Consider the following 16,720-nt stretch of genomic DNA (forward strand, 5'->3'; position numbering starts at 1 on the left):
TTGTCTGGAAAAACGGGGGCGGCTTGATGGGGCTCTGGCGCCAGCCCAGCGCGGGGCAAGCCCGCTCACTACAATAGTCAGCTGTTCAGAGCCTGTGCTGCTGCCAATACGGCATCCACATGCCCCGGCACTTTCACCCCACGCCATTCCTGACGCAGCACGCCATTCTTGTCGATGAGGAAGGTGCTGCGATCCACGCCCAGGTATTCCTTGCCATACAGCTTTTTGAGTTTGATCACATCAAACAGCTGGCAGACCGCTTCGTCCTTGTCGCTGATCAGCTCAAAGGGGAATTCCTGCTTGCCCTTGAAGTTCTCGTGGGACTTCACGCTGTCGCGCGACACGCCAAACACTTCGGTGTTGGCCGCCTTGAACGCCGCGTACTGGTCACGAAAACCCTGGCCTTCGGTCGTGCAGCCCGGCGTGCTGTCCTTCGGATAGAAGTAGATCACCACCTGCTTGCCCTTGAGAGCGGCAAGGCTGAAGGTATGGCCACTGGTGGCCTGGGCTTCGAAGTCGGCTACGGATTGGTCGATGACTACTGCCATGGGTACTTCCTTACATTGGGTTCTGTGGGCGCCATGGTTCGATCAACGCGTCGAGGTTCAGCGCGTCGGCGAAATCCAGGAACTGGTCGCGAAGCCAACTGATCTGCACACCTGCCGGCAGGGTCACGGTAAAGGTGGCGTTGAGCATGGTGCCGCCGGTTTGCGGGGCCTGGTAGGTGTCGCAGGTCAGGTTTTCCAGTTCGACGTTATGGTCGATAAAGAACTGGCACAGCTCATTGACGATGTCCGAGCGATAGGCCGAGCTGACGTAAGCCACATAAGGCAGGGCCTGGGGGCGGTTCTCCAGCGCGGCGCTGCGCACTACATTGACGGTGAAGTCATGCTTCTTGGCCAGGCCCGGCAGGCCGGTTTCCAGGCGTGCCAGGGCGTCCCAGGTGCCGGAGATCTGCAGGACCAGCGCGCTGCACTCGCCGTGGCGGGTCAGGCGGGAAGTCACGACGGCGCAGCGGTTTTCATGGCTGGCGCGGCACAGGACGTTGGTCAGCTCCATGGGGTTGGCGCCGAGGGCACTGATAACAAGGAATTGTTCGCGAACTGTGGGGGTGGACATGCAGCCTTCCTAAACGATGAGCGGTCGATACTCTGAGGGCTGTATCGATCAAAGCATGAAGGGTAGCGAAAAGCGCCGCCAAGGGATAGGAGGTGGCGTTTTCATTACGTGAACGGCGTGATTACACCCCGCTGTAACCCTTGCTTTCATCCAATGATGGCATTGCCCATCGTTTAGTTGCCCCAGAACGCATCCTCACGCGGTACTTCGCTTGTACAAGCATCTTGGCGCCAGTACCATTACGGCTCTCTTTTTCCGGCAGGAGCGGTTGCATGATTGCGGGCAGTATGGTGGCACTGGTCACACCCATGGATGCACAAGGTCATCTCGACTGGGACAGCCTGGGCAAACTGGTGGACTTCCACCTGCAAGAAGGCACCAACGCCATTGTGGCGGTCGGCACCACAGGTGAATCGGCCACCCTCGATGTGGAAGAACACATCCAGGTGATCGAGTTCGTGGTCAAGCGCGTTGCGGGTCGTATTGCCGTGATCGCCGGTACGGGCGCCAACTCGACGCGTGAAGCGATCGAGCTGACCAAGAACGCCAAGAAGGCTGGCGCCGACGCCTGCCTGCTGGTGACCCCGTACTACAACAAGCCGACCCAGGAAGGCTTGTACCAGCACTTCAAGACCATCGCCGAAGCCGTCGACATTCCGCAGATCCTCTACAACGTACCTGGCCGCACCGCGTGCGACATGCAGGCCGCGACCGTGATCCGCCTGTCCACGGTGCCGAACATCATCGGTATCAAGGAAGCCACCGGCGACCTGCAGCGCGCCAAGGACATCCTGGCCGGCGTGAGCAGCGATTTCCTGTTGTATTCCGGTGACGACGCCACCGCTGTCGAGCTGATCCTGCTGGGCGGCAAGGGCAACATCTCCGTGACCGCCAACGTGGCCCCACGCGCCATGAGCGACATGTGCGCCGCCGCCATCGCTGGCGACGCCGTGACCGCCCGTGCGATCCACGAGAAGCTGATGCCGCTCAACAAGACACTCTTTATCGAATCCAACCCTATTCCCGTGAAATGGGCGCTGTTCGAGATGGGCCTGATGCCGGACGGTATCCGTCTGCCGCTCACCCGCCTCAGCGAAGCCTGTCACGAACCGCTGCGACAGGCCCTGCGCCAGTCCGGCGTCCTGGTTTAATTGAGGAAGCACTACGCATGAAGCGATTGGCCGGACTTTCCGCACTTGCCTTGATTATCTCCAGCACCAGTGGCTGCGGTTGGGTCTGGGGCCCGGAAGGCTACTTCCGTGACCGCGGCAGCGATTACCTGGAAGCACAAGCAACCAAACCGATGCAATTGCCGCCGGACGTCAACGTCGCCAAGCGCCTTGACCCGTTGCTGCCGATTCCGCGCAACGTCGCCGACGACACCACTAAAGGTGAGTACGTGGTGCCACGTCCACAGCCGATCTCGGCCGTGGCGGACGCCAGCGACTACAGCTTGCAGAAGAGCGGTGATTCCCGCTGGATCGTGGCTCAGCGCCCACCTGCCGAAGTCTGGCCAGTGGCGGTGCAGTTCTTCCAGGACAACGGTTTCCGTATTGACGAGCAGCGCCCGCAGACCGGTGAATTCACCACCGCATGGCAGCAAGGCAGCGAGCTGTCCGCCACCATGGCCAAGCGCCTGCAGGCCGGTGGTGTAGCCGCCGACAGCGAAGCCCGTGTGCGTGTGCGCATCGAGCCAGGTGTGCAGCGCAATACCAGTGAAGTCTACGTCGTGAGCGCCCAGCGTCCTGCCGGCAGCACCGCCAGCGTCGACTTCACCAACCGCTCGGTCAACACCGGCGTTGACTCGGCGCTGGTCGACGAAATGCTGGCCAGCATGAGCCGTATTTCCGAGAAGGGCGGTTCCGTTTCCCTGCTCGCCGCCCGTGATTACGACACCCCGAGCCGCGTCAGCCTCACCGAGGACGGCAGCGGCAACGTGGTGCTGAACCTGGGTGAAGACCTGGATCGTGCCTGGGCCAGCGTCGGTCGCGCTTTGGAGCAGGGCCCTTGGCGTGTTGAAGACATCAACCGCAGCCTGGGCCTCTACTACATCAACGTGGCTGAAAAGGCCGAGCGTAAAGACGACGAGCCTGGTTTCTTCGGCAAGCTGTTCGGCAGCCAGCCGACCAAGGAAGAAATCGAGACCCGCGCCGAGCGTTATCAGGTTCGCTTGAGCAAGGTTGGCGAGACCGTGCAGGTCACCGTCGAGAAGAACATCAACACCGTTGCGCCAGCTGAAACAGCGCGCAAAGTGTTGGGCGTGATTCAGGACAACCTGGGCTGATCCGATGCGTTTTGCTGTTCTCGGTAGCGGTAGCCAAGGGAACGGCACGCTGGTCGCCCACGACGACACGTACATATTGGTGGATTGTGGTTTCTCGTTAAAAGAAACCGAGCGGCGCCTGCTGCGCCTGGGGGTTCACCCCGCGCAGTTGAGCGCGATTCTGGTGACCCACGAACATGCCGACCACGTGCATGGCGTGGGTTTGCTGTCTCGGCGCTACAATCTTCCGGTGTACCTGAGTCGCGGCACCTTGCGCGGGATGCGCAAACCCATTGAACCCGCAGGTTTCCTGGCTGGCGGTGAGCAATTGCAAATCGGCGCCTTGAGCATCGATGTGATTGCCGTGGCGCACGACGCCCAGGAGCCGACGCAGTATGTATTCAGTGATGGCCAGCGGCGCTTCGGCGTGCTGACCGACCTGGGTTCCTACTGCGCCAAGGTGCTGGACGGTTACCGGAACCTCGATGCCTTGATGATCGAGTCCAACCACTGCCGAGACCTGCTGGCTCGCGGTCACTACCCCTACTTTCTCAAGCAGCGGGTGGGCGGCGAACTGGGACATTTGAACAACCACCAGGCGGCGTACCTGGTGTATGAGTTGGGCTGGCAAGACCTGCAACACCTGGTCCTGGCCCACCTGAGCAGCAAGAACAACCTGCCGACGCTTGCCCGGCAATGTTTTGTCGACACCCTCGGGTGCGACCCGGACTGGCTGCAACTGGCCGATCAAGATTCAGGGCTCGACTGGCGACATATCGCCTAGCCCACCTCACTCAAAGCGGAGCCCATCATGGAAAAACGTGAAGAACTCTACCGCGGCAAAGCCAAGTCGGTGTACAAGACCGACGACGCCAACCGCCTGATCCTGCTGTTTCGCAACGACACCTCGGCGTTCGATGGCAAGCGCATCGAACAACTTGATCGCAAAGGCATGGTGAACAACAAGTTCAACGCCTTCATCATGCAGAAACTCGAAGAGGCCGGTATTCCGACCCAATTCGACAAACTGCTGGGCGACAACGAGTGCCTGGTGAAGAAGCTGGACATGATCCCGGTCGAATGCGTCGTGCGTAACTACGCCGCCGGCAGCCTGGTCAAGCGCCTGGGTGTGGAGGAGGGCCTCAAGCTCAACCCTTACACCTTCGAACTGTTCCTGAAAGACGACGCCAAGGGCGACCCATTCATCAACGAGTCCCACGTCGTGGCATTCGGCTGGGGCACCGCTGAACAACTGGCCCGCATGAAAGAGTTGTCCCTCAAGGTCAACGACGTGCTGAACAAACTGTTCGACGACGCCGGCCTGCTGCTGGTCGACTTCAAACTGGAATTCGGCGTGTTCCACGACGGCTCCATCGTCCTGGGCGACGAATTCAGCCCGGACGGCTGCCGCCTGTGGGACAAGGACACCAAGAAGAAGATGGACAAAGACCGCTTCCGCCAGGGCCTCGGTGACGTTATCGAAGCCTACGAAGAAGTCGCCAATCGTCTCGGCGTACCGCTGTAATCGACGCAAGCATCTGATAGCACGGAAAAAAATCGCTTCGGCGCTTTGCTTTCCTGATTCACGCTGTTATGATGCGCGCCGTTGGAGAGATGCCAGAGTGGCCGAATGGGACGGATTCGAAATCCGTTGTACCTTCACCGGTACCTAGGGTTCGAATCCCTATCTCTCCGCCATTACATATAAAGCCCCGTAATTTTTTGATTTCGGGGCTTTTTTGTGCATGATGATTTTACGTTTGCCCGCTCAACAGAGGCCAGTTGTCGTAGAAAGGCCGCAGAGTTCGATAAGCCTTGGAGAGGCGCTACCGTTCCCAGGCAGTCGGTGTTCCCAGAGCGAATGGATGTCCAAGCACACTATCATTGACGACCAGGGTGGTGTGATCGAAGTCCTGAAATGCCGCAATGGCCTTGTGGGATGGTCTGCAAGCTCGACAGTCCTCCTGCCCAGGACAGTCCGAGCTGGCTCGACCACGACGGTCAGAACATCTTGTGCTACGTCGCCCTACCGATTGGCGTCAGCAAAGCGACACACATTGTCGTACGTGCCCGGAAAGCTAGCGCCATTCGACAGCCGTAGGACACCGCTATGTCCATCCCCCCGCGTCCGTTCACCTTTGTCTGTGCTCACTGTTCTTGGAAGAAAACGTTTCTGCCTCCCAGCGATTTCGCATCGTTTGGCCAAGCTGTCTTCATCCTTTGTCCTGAGTGTCATACCCCTTCATTGGAGGGACGACTGGCCAGTCGTCATGAAATCCTCAGAGCCCGCCTGGAACAATTTCTTAGCTTCAACGATTGATGTTTCAAGGCCGCGACACAGCTTGTCGCTCCACCCTGGAAAATGATCGAAAAGCCTTGGGAGATTACGAATATGAAAAACCTGCTTGCCGTCATCGGACTTTGTGTGGTGCTGAAGAAAGGCTATGAACTGTATCGCGAGTACAGTGAACTGAAGCGTGACAAGGAGGCGCGCGAGGCTTCTTGAGCCTGAGTGGAGGGTGGCGCCTCAAGCTCTTTGCGTCGCCGCCTAAAGACTAAAGTCTTATGTTGAATACAATAGATGGCAAAACGCCATTTTAGTCAGTAGCATTGATGCCAAATTGGCGCCAGCCTTCTGGCTATCAGTTGAATGCAAAACAAGGTAGTCACCATGTCCCAAGCGAAGGATACGCTGCTCAGGTTATTTGCATTGCTGCGCCTGATCCCCACAGACCCCCAGCGTATTGCAACCCCGACCCTGCTCGAAAAGCTTCGTGACAGAGGTTTTTCCGTGACACTTCGCTCGGTTCAGCGTGATTTGAACCGGTTGTCGATGCCTTTCTCGTTGCAATGCGACGATAGCGAGATCCCTTTCCGCTGGAGTTTCACACGGGACGCGCCACTGGAGTTGGAGGATATGGATGCTTCCACAGCACTGGCCTTGTATCTGTCGGAAAGCCATCTGACGACCTTGTTGCCGCAGACTGTTCTGGACCAGCTCGATCCACAATTTCGACGCGCACGTAACTTCCTGGGCGATCTGGGCCACAACGGATTGGCCGATTGGGCGCGACGAGTTCGTGCGATTCCCAATGGGAAAACCTTGCTGCCGGCTGCGATTGATCCTGAAGTCTGGGGGCAGGTGTCTGCCGTTTTGCTGGAGCGCAGACAATTGCAAGTGACCTATCAGAGTCGGAGCAAGGGCGAACTCAAACAGTTTCGCTTGCACCCGGCGGGTCTGGTATCGCGGCATGCCATCAGCTATTTGCTGGCCTCTGTGGACGGCTATGGTGATTTGCGCCAGTTTGCCCTGCACCGTATTCAGCACGTTCGAGTACTCGATGAGCCGTCCGTGCTGCACGCCACTTTTGATGTGGACGATTACATCGCGAGCGGCATATTCAGCCATCGCCAAACCAATATTCAGGTAGAGCTGATCGCGGATGTTCATCCGCAGATTGCCGTCCTGCTCGGTGAAACCCCGCTGAGTCATGAGCAGACCTTGAGCGATATCCCCTCGCATACCTGGAAGCGTCTGCGCGCCCTAGTGCCGCTGGATCGTGAAACGCTGTGGTGGATCTTCGGCCTGAACGACAACATCCGCGTGCATGGGCCACAGGTCTGGGTCGATGAGATCAGCGCCAGATTGAACAGTATGCAAAACCTCTACGCGTCACCTGACTACGCGACATGAACTGTCGCACTGCCGTGCAAGACTGCGGCTGATCAACCGCCAATGGATTAACACGTGTTGGGTGCCCAATGCACCCGGCAATAGGGACAGAAGCTGATGACGCGCTCCACCGTTACGCCTGCAAAACCTCGAAAGGCCAGGGGTTCGGCACCTGCTGCTATCGCCACGTTCGATGTGTTGGTATTGGCCACAATGAGCGCAGGTAAAACGTCGTTCATCAACGCGCTGATTGGCCAGGAACTACTGTACACCGCCAATGAAGCCAGCACTGCCTGCGTGACCCGTGTCGAGCATCGCCAGGGCGCTCGTCGATTCAGTGGAGCCTGTTATTGCTACAACGACACTGAGTTGGCCTCCCAGCATTCACCGTCAGTAGCCTTGCTACAGGACTGGAACGCTAATGCCGAGGTCAAGCGCATCAGCTTGTCCGGAACCTTCAAAGTGCTGCCGCGCCCAGCGCCCGGGCTGGTACTTCACGACACGCCAGGACCTAACAACAGCCAGGATGAAAACCACGCCAGACTGATGCTGGAGGCTATCCGCACGGTGTCGTTCAAGGCGCTTTGCTATGTGCTCAACGCCAGCCAACTGGGGACTCGTGACGACCGTTTGCTACTCCAACAGCTGCGCGAAGAACTCTCCGCCAAGCCTGCCCAGCCGATTTATTTCATCCTCAATAAAGTGGATTTGCTCGATCCGGAGAGGGGCGAAAGCATTCAAGGCTATGTGCACAACGCCCAGCGCTATTTGCGCGATATCGGCTTTGAGCAACCGATCATCATTCCGACAATGGCCAGTGCAGCGCTGTACGCGCGCAAGGCCCTGAGTGCCGAAACACTGACGCGCGCGCAACGTTCCAAATTGCGCCAGGTACTGGATGACCTGGACGTGAACAAGCGCGATCTGCTCAATGCCACCGTTGCGCCAGACCTGGTCAAGCGCCGTGTCTTCACATCACTCACCAACCTGGAACGCAGGCAGCGAACCAAGGCACTCGATACCCGTGCCTACGATAAAAACCAATTACACCAGTTGGTCACCATCAGTGGGCTCAAAACCGTTGAAGCCCTTATCCATCATCAACGCCGATTAGATGAGCAACCATGAATACTATTGAAATCATCCATAACCCATTCATCGTCGAGACTCAGTTCCTGATCAGTGGCCAACCACCGGCCGAAGGCTGCAAGCTGTCGAGCTATAAAGAATCGCGGCTGCAAGTGTGGATCGAGAAGCTGTTTGATGAGTTGAGTCAGTTGTTCAATGGTGACAATAACTTTGATGTCACTTTCAGAGGTGTCGAGTCGGATTACCTTGACGTGGTTGAGGCGGCGAAAGTCGCGACGGGCAAGGGCATGCAGGTCACTCTGCAGTTTATCGAGGCTGACCCTGCGGAGGAGCGCCTGACCCGCATTCGTGAGTTGATGGAAGAGGCCAAGCTTCATCCTGAATTTGAGCATTTCATTCGTGACAATGCCGATGTCAGCCAGTCCTTTGAAGAAGCGTTCAACAAGGATTTCGACGTGTATGTGGTGGCCACCATGTCCTCGGGCAAGTCAACACTGATCAACGCCATGCTTGGTCAGGATCTGCTGCCTGCGGCAAACGAAGCCACGACCGCGACGATTGCCCGGATCACCGACAACGCATCGATGGGCCAGCGCTTCGCCGCCCAACGCGTAACCAACGATCACCGTGTTGCGGACAACAGCGATGACGTGAGCCTGGAAGTGCTACAGGCATGGAACAGCCTTCCGGACACGATGCGCATCGATATCGAGGGCAAAATCCACGCGATTCAAGACCGTGACAGCGTACGCCTGGTATTGACCGACACTCCTGGGCCGAACAACAGCCAGGATGAAAAACACCAGCTCAAAACCATGAGCTTCATTCAGGACTCGCAGCGCAACCCGCTGATTCTGTATGTGCTCAATGCCAGCCAGTTGGGTACCAACGACGACAAAAACCTGTTGGGGCTGGTTGCCGAAACCATGCGCAAGGGCGGTAAGCAGAGCAAGGATCGGTTCATTTTCGTCATCAACAAGATGGATGTGTTCGACCCGGAGAAAGGCGAGGACTTGCCTTCGGTACTGGCCCGCGTCAAAAACTATCTGGTTGAAAACGGGATTTTCAATCCGCTGATCTACCCGGTGTCGGCCAACCTGACGCGGCTGCTGCGCAAGCCCCAGCACTTGCATTCACGCAAGGAACGCGGCGAGCTGAACTCGATGATGGACATGTTCGGTGAAGAGCCGAGCATGAACCTGCTGCAATACATGCCGATCACCGAGCGTGTCAAACGTAGTTTGCAAGAGAAGAAACTCCCCGAGATCGTGCTGAGCAGTGGCTTGCCGGCGGTCGAAGCGATGATTGACGAGTACATCGACAAGTACAACTTCCCGCATCGGGTCAAGCGCGCCTATGACGCGATGACCAAAGCCATTGCGGTCGGTCTCAACGAAACGCAACTGATCGAGCAATTGGATCAGGACGAGAAGATGCTGGCGCATATCAATGAAGAGATCCAGGCGCTGGAGTATCGGCAGGAGAAAGGGTTCGATACGCAGGCTTATAAGGACAAGATAAAGCGTGAAGGTAAGGTGCTGCCGCGGGCCACTGAAGATGAACTTGTGGCCCTTGAAACTTCTTTGGGCAAGTATCTCCGATTGGTCAGCGAACGTTTCACCGGTACGGTTGAGCCGCGCATCGCTGAGATGCGAGTCAAGGAAGTTGAAGAGGAACTTCAGTTCCAGTACCGGAGACTCATCAATGCGTATGAAGCGGTGTTCATCACAAGTCAGCAAGTCATTAGTGATGACCTTCAGGCTGAATACCAGCGTTACATCGCAGATCTGTTCAAGGACTGCCAGAATTTGAAGTTGCCGATTCTGGACAGCCTTCAAAAAGCCGCAGGTGACATCTCCTTCAATCTCACCATCAAGAGCGATGAGGTGCAGACCAAACGAGTGGTGATTGACCGTTATGAAGTCAGTGACAGCAGCTGGTACAACCCCTTCTCATGGGGCTCCACTCGCACGGTTTATAAATATGGCGAAGAGAAAACTGTCGATCTTGGAGCGCTCTGGAAGGAACGTAGCACGCGTGTTGACGCCGAGTTTGCTCGCTTAGTAGTGGCTGCGCGTAGCGAAATCGACAATGGCAAGATCGTCCTGATTGATCAGTTCGTGGCGTTTATGGCGCGCGAATTCGACACCAAGTTCAATGAGTTGATTGACTCGCTCAAAGACAAAATGACAGACCGCGACCTGCGCGAACGGGCCCTTGAAGAGGCCCGTGAGCTGCAAGCGTGGATCAATCAATTCAAAGAAAAACTCGACGAAACCCTCGCCGTTTGACTTCGGAGTTTCTATGACGACTGACGCCATAATGATTGAAAAAACCCGTAAGCATTTTCTGACGGCGCTCGATGACACACATTGCGACACCGGCGTGTTGCAGCAGATAGTGGAGGCCGTGCAACAGACTCCAGGGGTGATGGAGGCTTATAAGGTCGATGGTGTCACTCTCGCCATTGATGGGGACCCTGTGAGTTGGAACCCGGACTATTTCAGTCGGCAAAAGGTTTTCGCTGCCCGCAACTTCTCCAAGGAGCGGCTCGAGCATCTGATTCAGGTCCGCGACGTGTTTCGTCAACGAAACGAAAAGGGATTTACTCCAACCGTTGCCGCATCACCTTCGAGAAAAGCGCCGATGAACAATGCACCTTTCGATTACCAGCCTTCCAGCAACCTCAAGCAATTTGTCGACGAAGGCGACTTGTTGACGATTCGAACTGCGTTGCGCTTGGAGCTCAACGATCGTCGTCTGGATGGCGCCGAGCTGCACGCGGCGCTGGCGTGGATCAAAGGCAGCGTGCCTGGGGTTTTTGAGGCCATTTCAGAAGGGGCTTTCGCACGGGAACCTCTAGCAGATCTCAATCAATGGACCGAAGACTATTACGATCTGCAGGTCACTTACCTGAAAACCAACTTCTCGGAAAAGCGCTTTTGCACCTGATCGACGTTCGCGAGCATTTGCGCAACGGCGCTGTTGAGGGCTTCGCTTCGACCAAGACAAAAGCCTCCACCGCACATTCAGCCTCCCCCGCAGCTCAAGCACCACGCATTCACTCCCACCAGACCATTTCCGATGGTGCCTCAGAGCGCAATCCAGCCTTCAAGGCCGCACTGCTGATCGGCGGCGCCATTGCGGCCGTGGTGGTGTTCCTCATTGCACTGGTACGGTGACCTGATGACCTCTCCAATACTGACCCGCACTGCCGTGCAGGATATCCGTGAAAACGCCGGCCTCACCCTTGAAGCTGGGCGTGCACTGATCAATCGCAGCTACCTGTCGGAGCTGGAGCAATATCCGGTTCATGCCTTTGCCGAGAAGGGGCTGCGGTTCAATGCTGCCAGTGATGTGCGGATTTTTCGCATTGAGCGCATCGTCCAGGACAACAAACAATCTGTACTCGAGAGCACCACGGCCGCTTACACCGCACTGGGGGCTGCGGGTTACTCGGTTTTCCTGATATTGCGCTCCAACGGTATCGAAACCGACCTCTACATCGGTACCCGGGGCGAGCCCGGTAAAACCCTCGGGCACAGTTCTGGCGAGCTGCTTCGGGAGACCTTCAAGGGGCACTTCTCGGGCAGTTCGTTAGTGCCGCTGCCGCAACAGCATGCCGATGCCTTGCTGGGCGCTTTGCAGGCCGAGAAGGCCAACCCTTCGGCAAGTATCACGGCGGTCACGGGTGTGCCTGCGTTGTCGACAGAGAACCGCGAGCACTTCATGCAAGGGCTCGAGCGCTTTATCGATGCGGCTGAGCGCCGGGTGTACCACGCGATCATTCTTGCCGAGCCGGTTTCGTCGCAGAACCTTGACTTGATCCGCGCCGGATACGAGCAGGTCGCCACGCAACTTTCGCCATTGCTCAAACAGCAATTGTCGTTCGGCGAACAAGACAGTGATTCCGTTGGGCTCAGCATCAGCCAGGGCTTGAGTGACTCCCTTGGACACAGCCTTGGGCTGACCGAAACCAAGGGCACGTCGACGACGCTGGGCACATCGACCACCGACACAACCGGTACCAGCGAGTCGTTCAGTGCACAGACCCTGACCTCCAAAACGGTCGCTATCGGTGCCAATGTGCTGGGTATGGTGGGTGGTGCGACATTGGGGCCATTCGGCGCGATGCTCGGTAGCCAGATCGGCTCGGCCGCTGCTGCGCTGCTCAACGAACAACGCACCACCGGTACCAGCCAGTCGACGTCCACCGGCCGCAATGAAAGCCACGGCACGTCCTTCAGTGAGGCCGCGTCGAAGACCACCTCGACCACACACACCACCAGCACCACCGACACTCATTCGTTGAACAAAACCCTGGGCTCTAATCGGCAGATTTCGATTGAGACCGTGGATAAGACCATCGAGCAGTTGCTCAGCAAAATCGATCACCACCTCGAACGTATCGACGAAGCCAAGACATACGGCGGCTGGAACTCGGCGGCGTATTTCATCGGTGACAGCACTGCGTCGTCCGAATCGTTGGCGAGTATCTTTCTTGGGCTGGTACGCGGCAGCAAGTCCAGTCATGAAGACTTCGCCCTGACCACCTGGAAATCCGCCAACAAGTCAGCCGTGCTGGACTGGCTCAGCGCGTTCAGCCATCCACAATTGAAACCGGCATTTTCCAAAAAGATCCCGATCAGTTACCTCACTCCGGCCACGCTGGTGTCTGGTAAGGAGATGGCGATCCAGTTGAGCCTGCCCCGACGCTCCACCTCCACGGTGGCCGTGCTGGAAACCCAGGCGTTCGGCCGCAAGGTGCAGCGCCTGGATGGTCATAGCAGTGAGCCAGGCAAGGGCAAGACACTGACCTTGGGCAACATCCGCCACTTGTGGGAAAACCTGCCGCAAAAGATCGAGTTGAGTCTCGATCAGTTGGCCAGCCATGTGTTTGTCAGTGGTTCGACCGGTGCCGGTAAAAGCAACACGCTGTATGAAATGCTCAGCCAAATCAGCGCCGTCGGCGTGCCATTCCTGGTGATTGAACCGGCCAAGGGCGAGTACAAACACGTCTTCGGTCATCGCGATGACGTCAATGTATTTGGTACGCATCCGGCCCACAGTGAATTGTTGCGCATCAACCCGTTCCGCTTCCCGTTGGCCATTCATGTGCTGGAGCACGTTGATCGGCTCGTGGAAATCTTCAACGTCTGCTGGCCGATGTATGCCGCAATGCCTGCCGTACTCAAAGAGGCGATCCTGCAGGCGTATCAGCAATGTGGTTGGGACTTGGACGCGTCGACCAACCGTTACAGCGATGAATTGTTTCCGACGTTCAGTGATCTGCTCAGTACCCTGCAAAGCGTGATCGAGGCGTCCGCGTACTCCCAGGAGCTCAAAGGTAACTACATCGGTTCGCTGTCCACACGGATCAAATCCCTGACCAATGGTTTGAATGGGCAGATTTTTACCGCTAACGAAATCGACAGCGCCGTACTGTTTGATCAGAGCGCAATCGTTGACCTGAGCCGCATCGGCTCGTCCGAGACCAAAGCCCTGATCATGGGGATCCTGGTGATGCGCCTGAGTGAGCACCGAATGGCCGGTGGTGGCATGAACCAGCCGCTGCGCCACGTCACGGTCCTTGAAGAAGCGCATAACATCCTCAAGCGCAGCCCGTCCGAAGGCGGTGCTGAAGGGGCAAATGTGGTCGGCAAGTCAGTGGAGATGCTAACCAACGCTATCGCCGAAATGCGCACCTATGGTGAAGGTTTCATCATTGCCGACCAGTCGCCCCATGCGGTTGATATCGCCGCGATTCGCAACACCAACACCAAAATCATCATGCGTCTGCCGGATGAAATGGACCGTCGTTTAATCGGTAAGTCGGTTGCGTTGCGTGATGATCAGCTTGAAGAGATCGCCAAGTTACCCAAAGGCGTCGCCATCGTTTATCAAAATGACTGGCTGGAGCCGGTGCTGTGTCAGGTGAAGAAATTCGCCGGGCACGAAACCCCTTATGTGTATACCGCCAATGACAATCGCGCCGTGCGTAGCCAGGATTTCAACCTGCAGGTACTCAACCTGCTGCTGAGCAACCGTATCCGCACGCCAGTCGCCTTGGATTTAGCGTTGCTGGAAAACGGCTTGTGTGAATTGCCGTTGCTGGCTCGCAGCAAAATCGCGCTGTTCGAGGCGCTCAATGCTCACAAAGAAGAGAAACCGTCGGCGCTGTGCAAGCCCGAGGCATTTGCCTACGTAGCACAATTGGTGGTCGATGTGCTCGGTTGCCGGCAGCAGGTCCAGCAGATCATTCAAATGGCGACCGACTACGGGCATCTAAGCAATCAACTTGACCTGTTACTCCACGAGAGAGCCACTGGCTTGAGCGCTGAGCTGACCCTGGCTACTCAGCAGTGCCTGATGAAGGACTACAGCCTGCAGCACGAGAGCCATCTCGATATCTATTCCGCATGGCGTGCGCGCCTCGAAACAGGGAGTGTTCTGTGAACTTTGAAAATTTCTTTGCTGAAAAATCCGAGGTTCCGTCCAGCCTGGCGTTATTGGCCCGTGAAATGCCAGACCGCTGCCTTATCGTTGTCGAGCTCGATCGTCCTATCGTGCTCACCCAGGAAACCCGCCTGGAGCTACCGCAAATGTCGCCGGAAACCCGTGAGCGGCTTGAGCTGCTGGGCGTTCCTAAAGAGGTTCTGGATGCCATAGGTAGTGAGGCCGAAGCGAAGATCTATGAAAATGCCAATCTTGAACCATCCGAGGTCAACGGCAAGGATGCACTGATTCGTACCGACATCGATTACGATCAAAAAGATGCCATGGGCACCACTAACCTGGATCGGATGAAGTCGGGAAGGGCCCCGCTCGATGCCAATGGAAAGCCGATCGAGTTACATCACATCGGCCAGAAACAGGACTCACCATTGGCAGAATTGACCAGCGCTGAGCACCGTGGCAACGGAAACGATAACGTATTGCACAACAAGCAGAAGGAGTCCGAGATCAATCGCGAAGACTTCGACAAAGAGCGAAAAGACTACTGGAAGGCGCGAGCCGAACAGATCGAGAATCAGCGCTGAGGGCGAATCTTATGAAAGAACTTAAAAAACTCGTTGATCTTCATCAGGCCGGCACCCGGCCAGTAGACACCGCCACCATCCAGGATATTGAGCGGAAACTGGGGTTCGCACTGTCTGACGAATACAAGCACTACCTGTCGACTTTTGGCGTCATTGTCTTTGACGCCTACGAAACGTATGGCCTAGGTGTACCTGACGACTATTACCTGAATGTCTTTGCCGCATTCTCGGACCTGAGTCGTGACCCGAATTACCCGAAAAATACGGTGCCCGTGCTGGAGATCGGTGATGGTCAGTACTATCTATACGACAACCAGGCCCGCAAAATTCTGGTATGGGCCACACCGAATGGCGGCATTGTGCGTGCGTTGGAAGACGGTCTGGAGGCTTTTCTGATCAAGCACGTTTTTGCCGATTAGTTGAACGCATCCTTTAGAGTCGGTACTGGTGTTGCCTGCCCAAGCAGCTCGGCAATGCACACCAGTTCCTGCTTGGAGGCACCACACCTGCCGTAATATCCCTAAAGTCCTGCCCCGGCAGGCCGAAATGCTCTCATACGACATCGTATCCCCAATAAGAGTGCCCCCCTAAATGTCCCTTCGCAGCCTGTCCATCGCCCGCCGTGCGGGTTTGGGTTTTGCCTTGATTGCTTTGCTCGTGGCCCTGCTGGGTTTTTTTGCGCTGTCGAACATGGCAAGCATTCGCGCCAGTGCGGTGCAGGTGGAAAGCGGGCTGGTGCCGAAGATGCGGCTGGTGGCTGACATTCGCGAGATCATGCTGCGCATTCGTACGATTTCTTTGCGGATGGCGTTGGACCCCAACCCCGCGAGCTTGCCGCAATACCGCGGCCAGATGGACACTCGCAGCCAGGACCTGACCAAGAAACTGGCTGACCTCGATGCGGTGATCGACACGCCTGAGGTGCGCGTCCTGTATGACCAGTTCCAGGGTTCGCTGCGCCAATACCAACAGGGCTTGGCTCAGTCGTTCATCCTTGCCGATAAACAGCAGGGCGCGGAACTCAACAAGTTGTTGCTGGTGGACATGAAAACCGTGGTCGATGGCTCCGGCGCCCAGCTCAACGCACTGGCCGACTACTACAACGCCCAGATCAATCAACAGGGGCAGGCGGCCGAGTCGCAGTACAGTCGTTCGCGCACCATGGTGTTCGGCTTCGTGATCCTGGCGGGCCTGAGTACGGTGGCCCTGGCCTGGCTACTCACGCGTAGCATTGTCGGTCCGTTGGGGCAGGCCATGCGCGCAGCCGAAAACGTGGCCCGAGGCGACCTCACCCAGACGGTGGAGGTCAGCGGAAACGACGAGGTGACCCGCCTGCTTGTAGCCCTGCACTCCATGCAAGGCAGCCTGCGCAGCACCTTGCAACTGATCCGCCAGTCGGCGGCACAAATGGCCGCCTCTGCCACCGACCTCAACGGCATTACCGACCAGAGCAGCCGCAGCTTGCAACAGCAGACGGCTGAGATCGAGCAGGCGGCGACGGCGGTCAATGAAATGACTTCGGCCGCTGAAGAAGTG

The 16,720-nt window shown here is 57.0% G+C and carries 15 protein-coding genes and 1 tRNA gene; 14 read left to right on the forward strand and 2 right to left on the reverse strand.

The window, feature by feature from the left end; genetic code table 11:
• Positions 1-77 precede the first annotated feature (77 nt).
• Complete coding sequence (locus IQK56_RS13760) at positions 78-548, reverse strand: peroxiredoxin (RefSeq protein ID WP_193861993.1); 471 nt, start codon at positions 546-548, stop codon at positions 78-80.
• 10 nt (positions 549-558) lie between these two features.
• Complete coding sequence (locus IQK56_RS13765) at positions 559-1,119, reverse strand: glycine cleavage system transcriptional repressor (RefSeq protein ID WP_003172487.1); 561 nt, start codon at positions 1,117-1,119, stop codon at positions 559-561.
• A 272-nt stretch (positions 1,120-1,391) separates the two neighbouring features.
• On the opposite strand from IQK56_RS13765, the gene dapA reads away from it, so the two are divergent.
• The 14 genes from dapA to IQK56_RS13835 all read left to right on the forward strand — a co-directional run.
• The gene (gene dapA, locus IQK56_RS13770) at positions 1,392-2,270 is read left to right on the forward strand and encodes a 4-hydroxy-tetrahydrodipicolinate synthase (RefSeq protein WP_101267585.1); all 879 of its coding nucleotides are present in this window, start codon (positions 1,392-1,394) and stop codon (positions 2,268-2,270) included.
• Positions 2,271-2,287: 17 nt separating this feature from the next.
• Positions 2,288-3,403 (forward strand): outer membrane protein assembly factor BamC, encoded by a 1,116-nt coding sequence (gene bamC / locus IQK56_RS13775; protein ID WP_193861994.1) that lies wholly within the window; start codon positions 2,288-2,290, stop codon positions 3,401-3,403.
• 4 nt (positions 3,404-3,407) lie between these two features.
• The gene (locus IQK56_RS13780) at positions 3,408-4,166 is read left to right on the forward strand and encodes an MBL fold metallo-hydrolase (RefSeq protein WP_150674705.1); all 759 of its coding nucleotides are present in this window, start codon (positions 3,408-3,410) and stop codon (positions 4,164-4,166) included.
• A gap of 27 nt (positions 4,167-4,193) precedes the next feature.
• Positions 4,194-4,907 (forward strand): phosphoribosylaminoimidazolesuccinocarboxamide synthase, encoded by a 714-nt coding sequence (purC, locus tag IQK56_RS13785; RefSeq protein WP_017736329.1) that lies wholly within the window; start codon positions 4,194-4,196, stop codon positions 4,905-4,907.
• 83 nt (positions 4,908-4,990) lie between these two features.
• Positions 4,991-5,080: transfer RNA gene (locus IQK56_RS13790), tRNA-Ser, on the forward strand.
• Between the two features lie 973 nt (positions 5,081-6,053).
• Positions 6,054-7,076 (forward strand): helix-turn-helix transcriptional regulator, encoded by a 1,023-nt coding sequence (locus IQK56_RS13795; RefSeq protein ID WP_193861995.1) that lies wholly within the window; start codon positions 6,054-6,056, stop codon positions 7,074-7,076.
• A 96-nt stretch (positions 7,077-7,172) separates the two neighbouring features.
• Positions 7,173-8,183 (forward strand): dynamin family protein, encoded by a 1,011-nt coding sequence (locus IQK56_RS13800; protein WP_193861996.1) that lies wholly within the window; start codon positions 7,173-7,175, stop codon positions 8,181-8,183.
• A gap of 113 nt (positions 8,184-8,296) precedes the next feature.
• Entirely contained in the window at positions 8,297-10,435 is a 2,139-nt protein-coding gene (locus IQK56_RS13805; RefSeq protein ID WP_341869514.1) for a dynamin family protein, read from the forward strand.
• Between the two features lie 13 nt (positions 10,436-10,448).
• Complete coding sequence (locus IQK56_RS13810) at positions 10,449-11,096, forward strand: hypothetical protein (protein ID WP_193901731.1); 648 nt, start codon at positions 10,449-10,451, stop codon at positions 11,094-11,096.
• Positions 11,087-11,326: a hypothetical protein gene (locus IQK56_RS13815; RefSeq protein ID WP_193901732.1), complete on the forward strand. Its 240-nt coding sequence runs from the start codon at positions 11,087-11,089 to the stop codon at positions 11,324-11,326. Before IQK56_RS13810 ends, IQK56_RS13815 begins: the two co-directional genes overlap by 10 nt.
• A gap of 4 nt (positions 11,327-11,330) precedes the next feature.
• Complete coding sequence (locus tag IQK56_RS13820) at positions 11,331-14,600, forward strand: ATP-binding protein (protein WP_193861999.1); 3,270 nt, start codon at positions 11,331-11,333, stop codon at positions 14,598-14,600.
• Positions 14,597-15,184, forward strand: coding sequence for an HNH/ENDO VII family nuclease (locus tag IQK56_RS13825; RefSeq protein WP_193862000.1), 588 nt, complete (start codon positions 14,597-14,599; stop codon positions 15,182-15,184). The genes IQK56_RS13820 and IQK56_RS13825 overlap by 4 nt, the downstream gene beginning before the upstream one ends.
• 11 nt (positions 15,185-15,195) lie before the next feature.
• Entirely contained in the window at positions 15,196-15,603 is a 408-nt protein-coding gene (locus IQK56_RS13830) for an SMI1/KNR4 family protein (RefSeq protein WP_193862001.1), read from the forward strand.
• A 172-nt stretch (positions 15,604-15,775) separates the two neighbouring features.
• A partial coding sequence (locus tag IQK56_RS13835; RefSeq protein ID WP_193901733.1) for an MCP four helix bundle domain-containing protein occupies positions 15,776-16,720 on the forward strand: 945 nt, incomplete at its 3' end.

Origin of the sequence: Pseudomonas cyclaminis, assembly GCF_015163715.1 — a bacterium.
Taxonomy (GTDB): Bacteria; Pseudomonadota; Gammaproteobacteria; order Pseudomonadales; family Pseudomonadaceae; genus Aquipseudomonas; species Aquipseudomonas cyclaminis.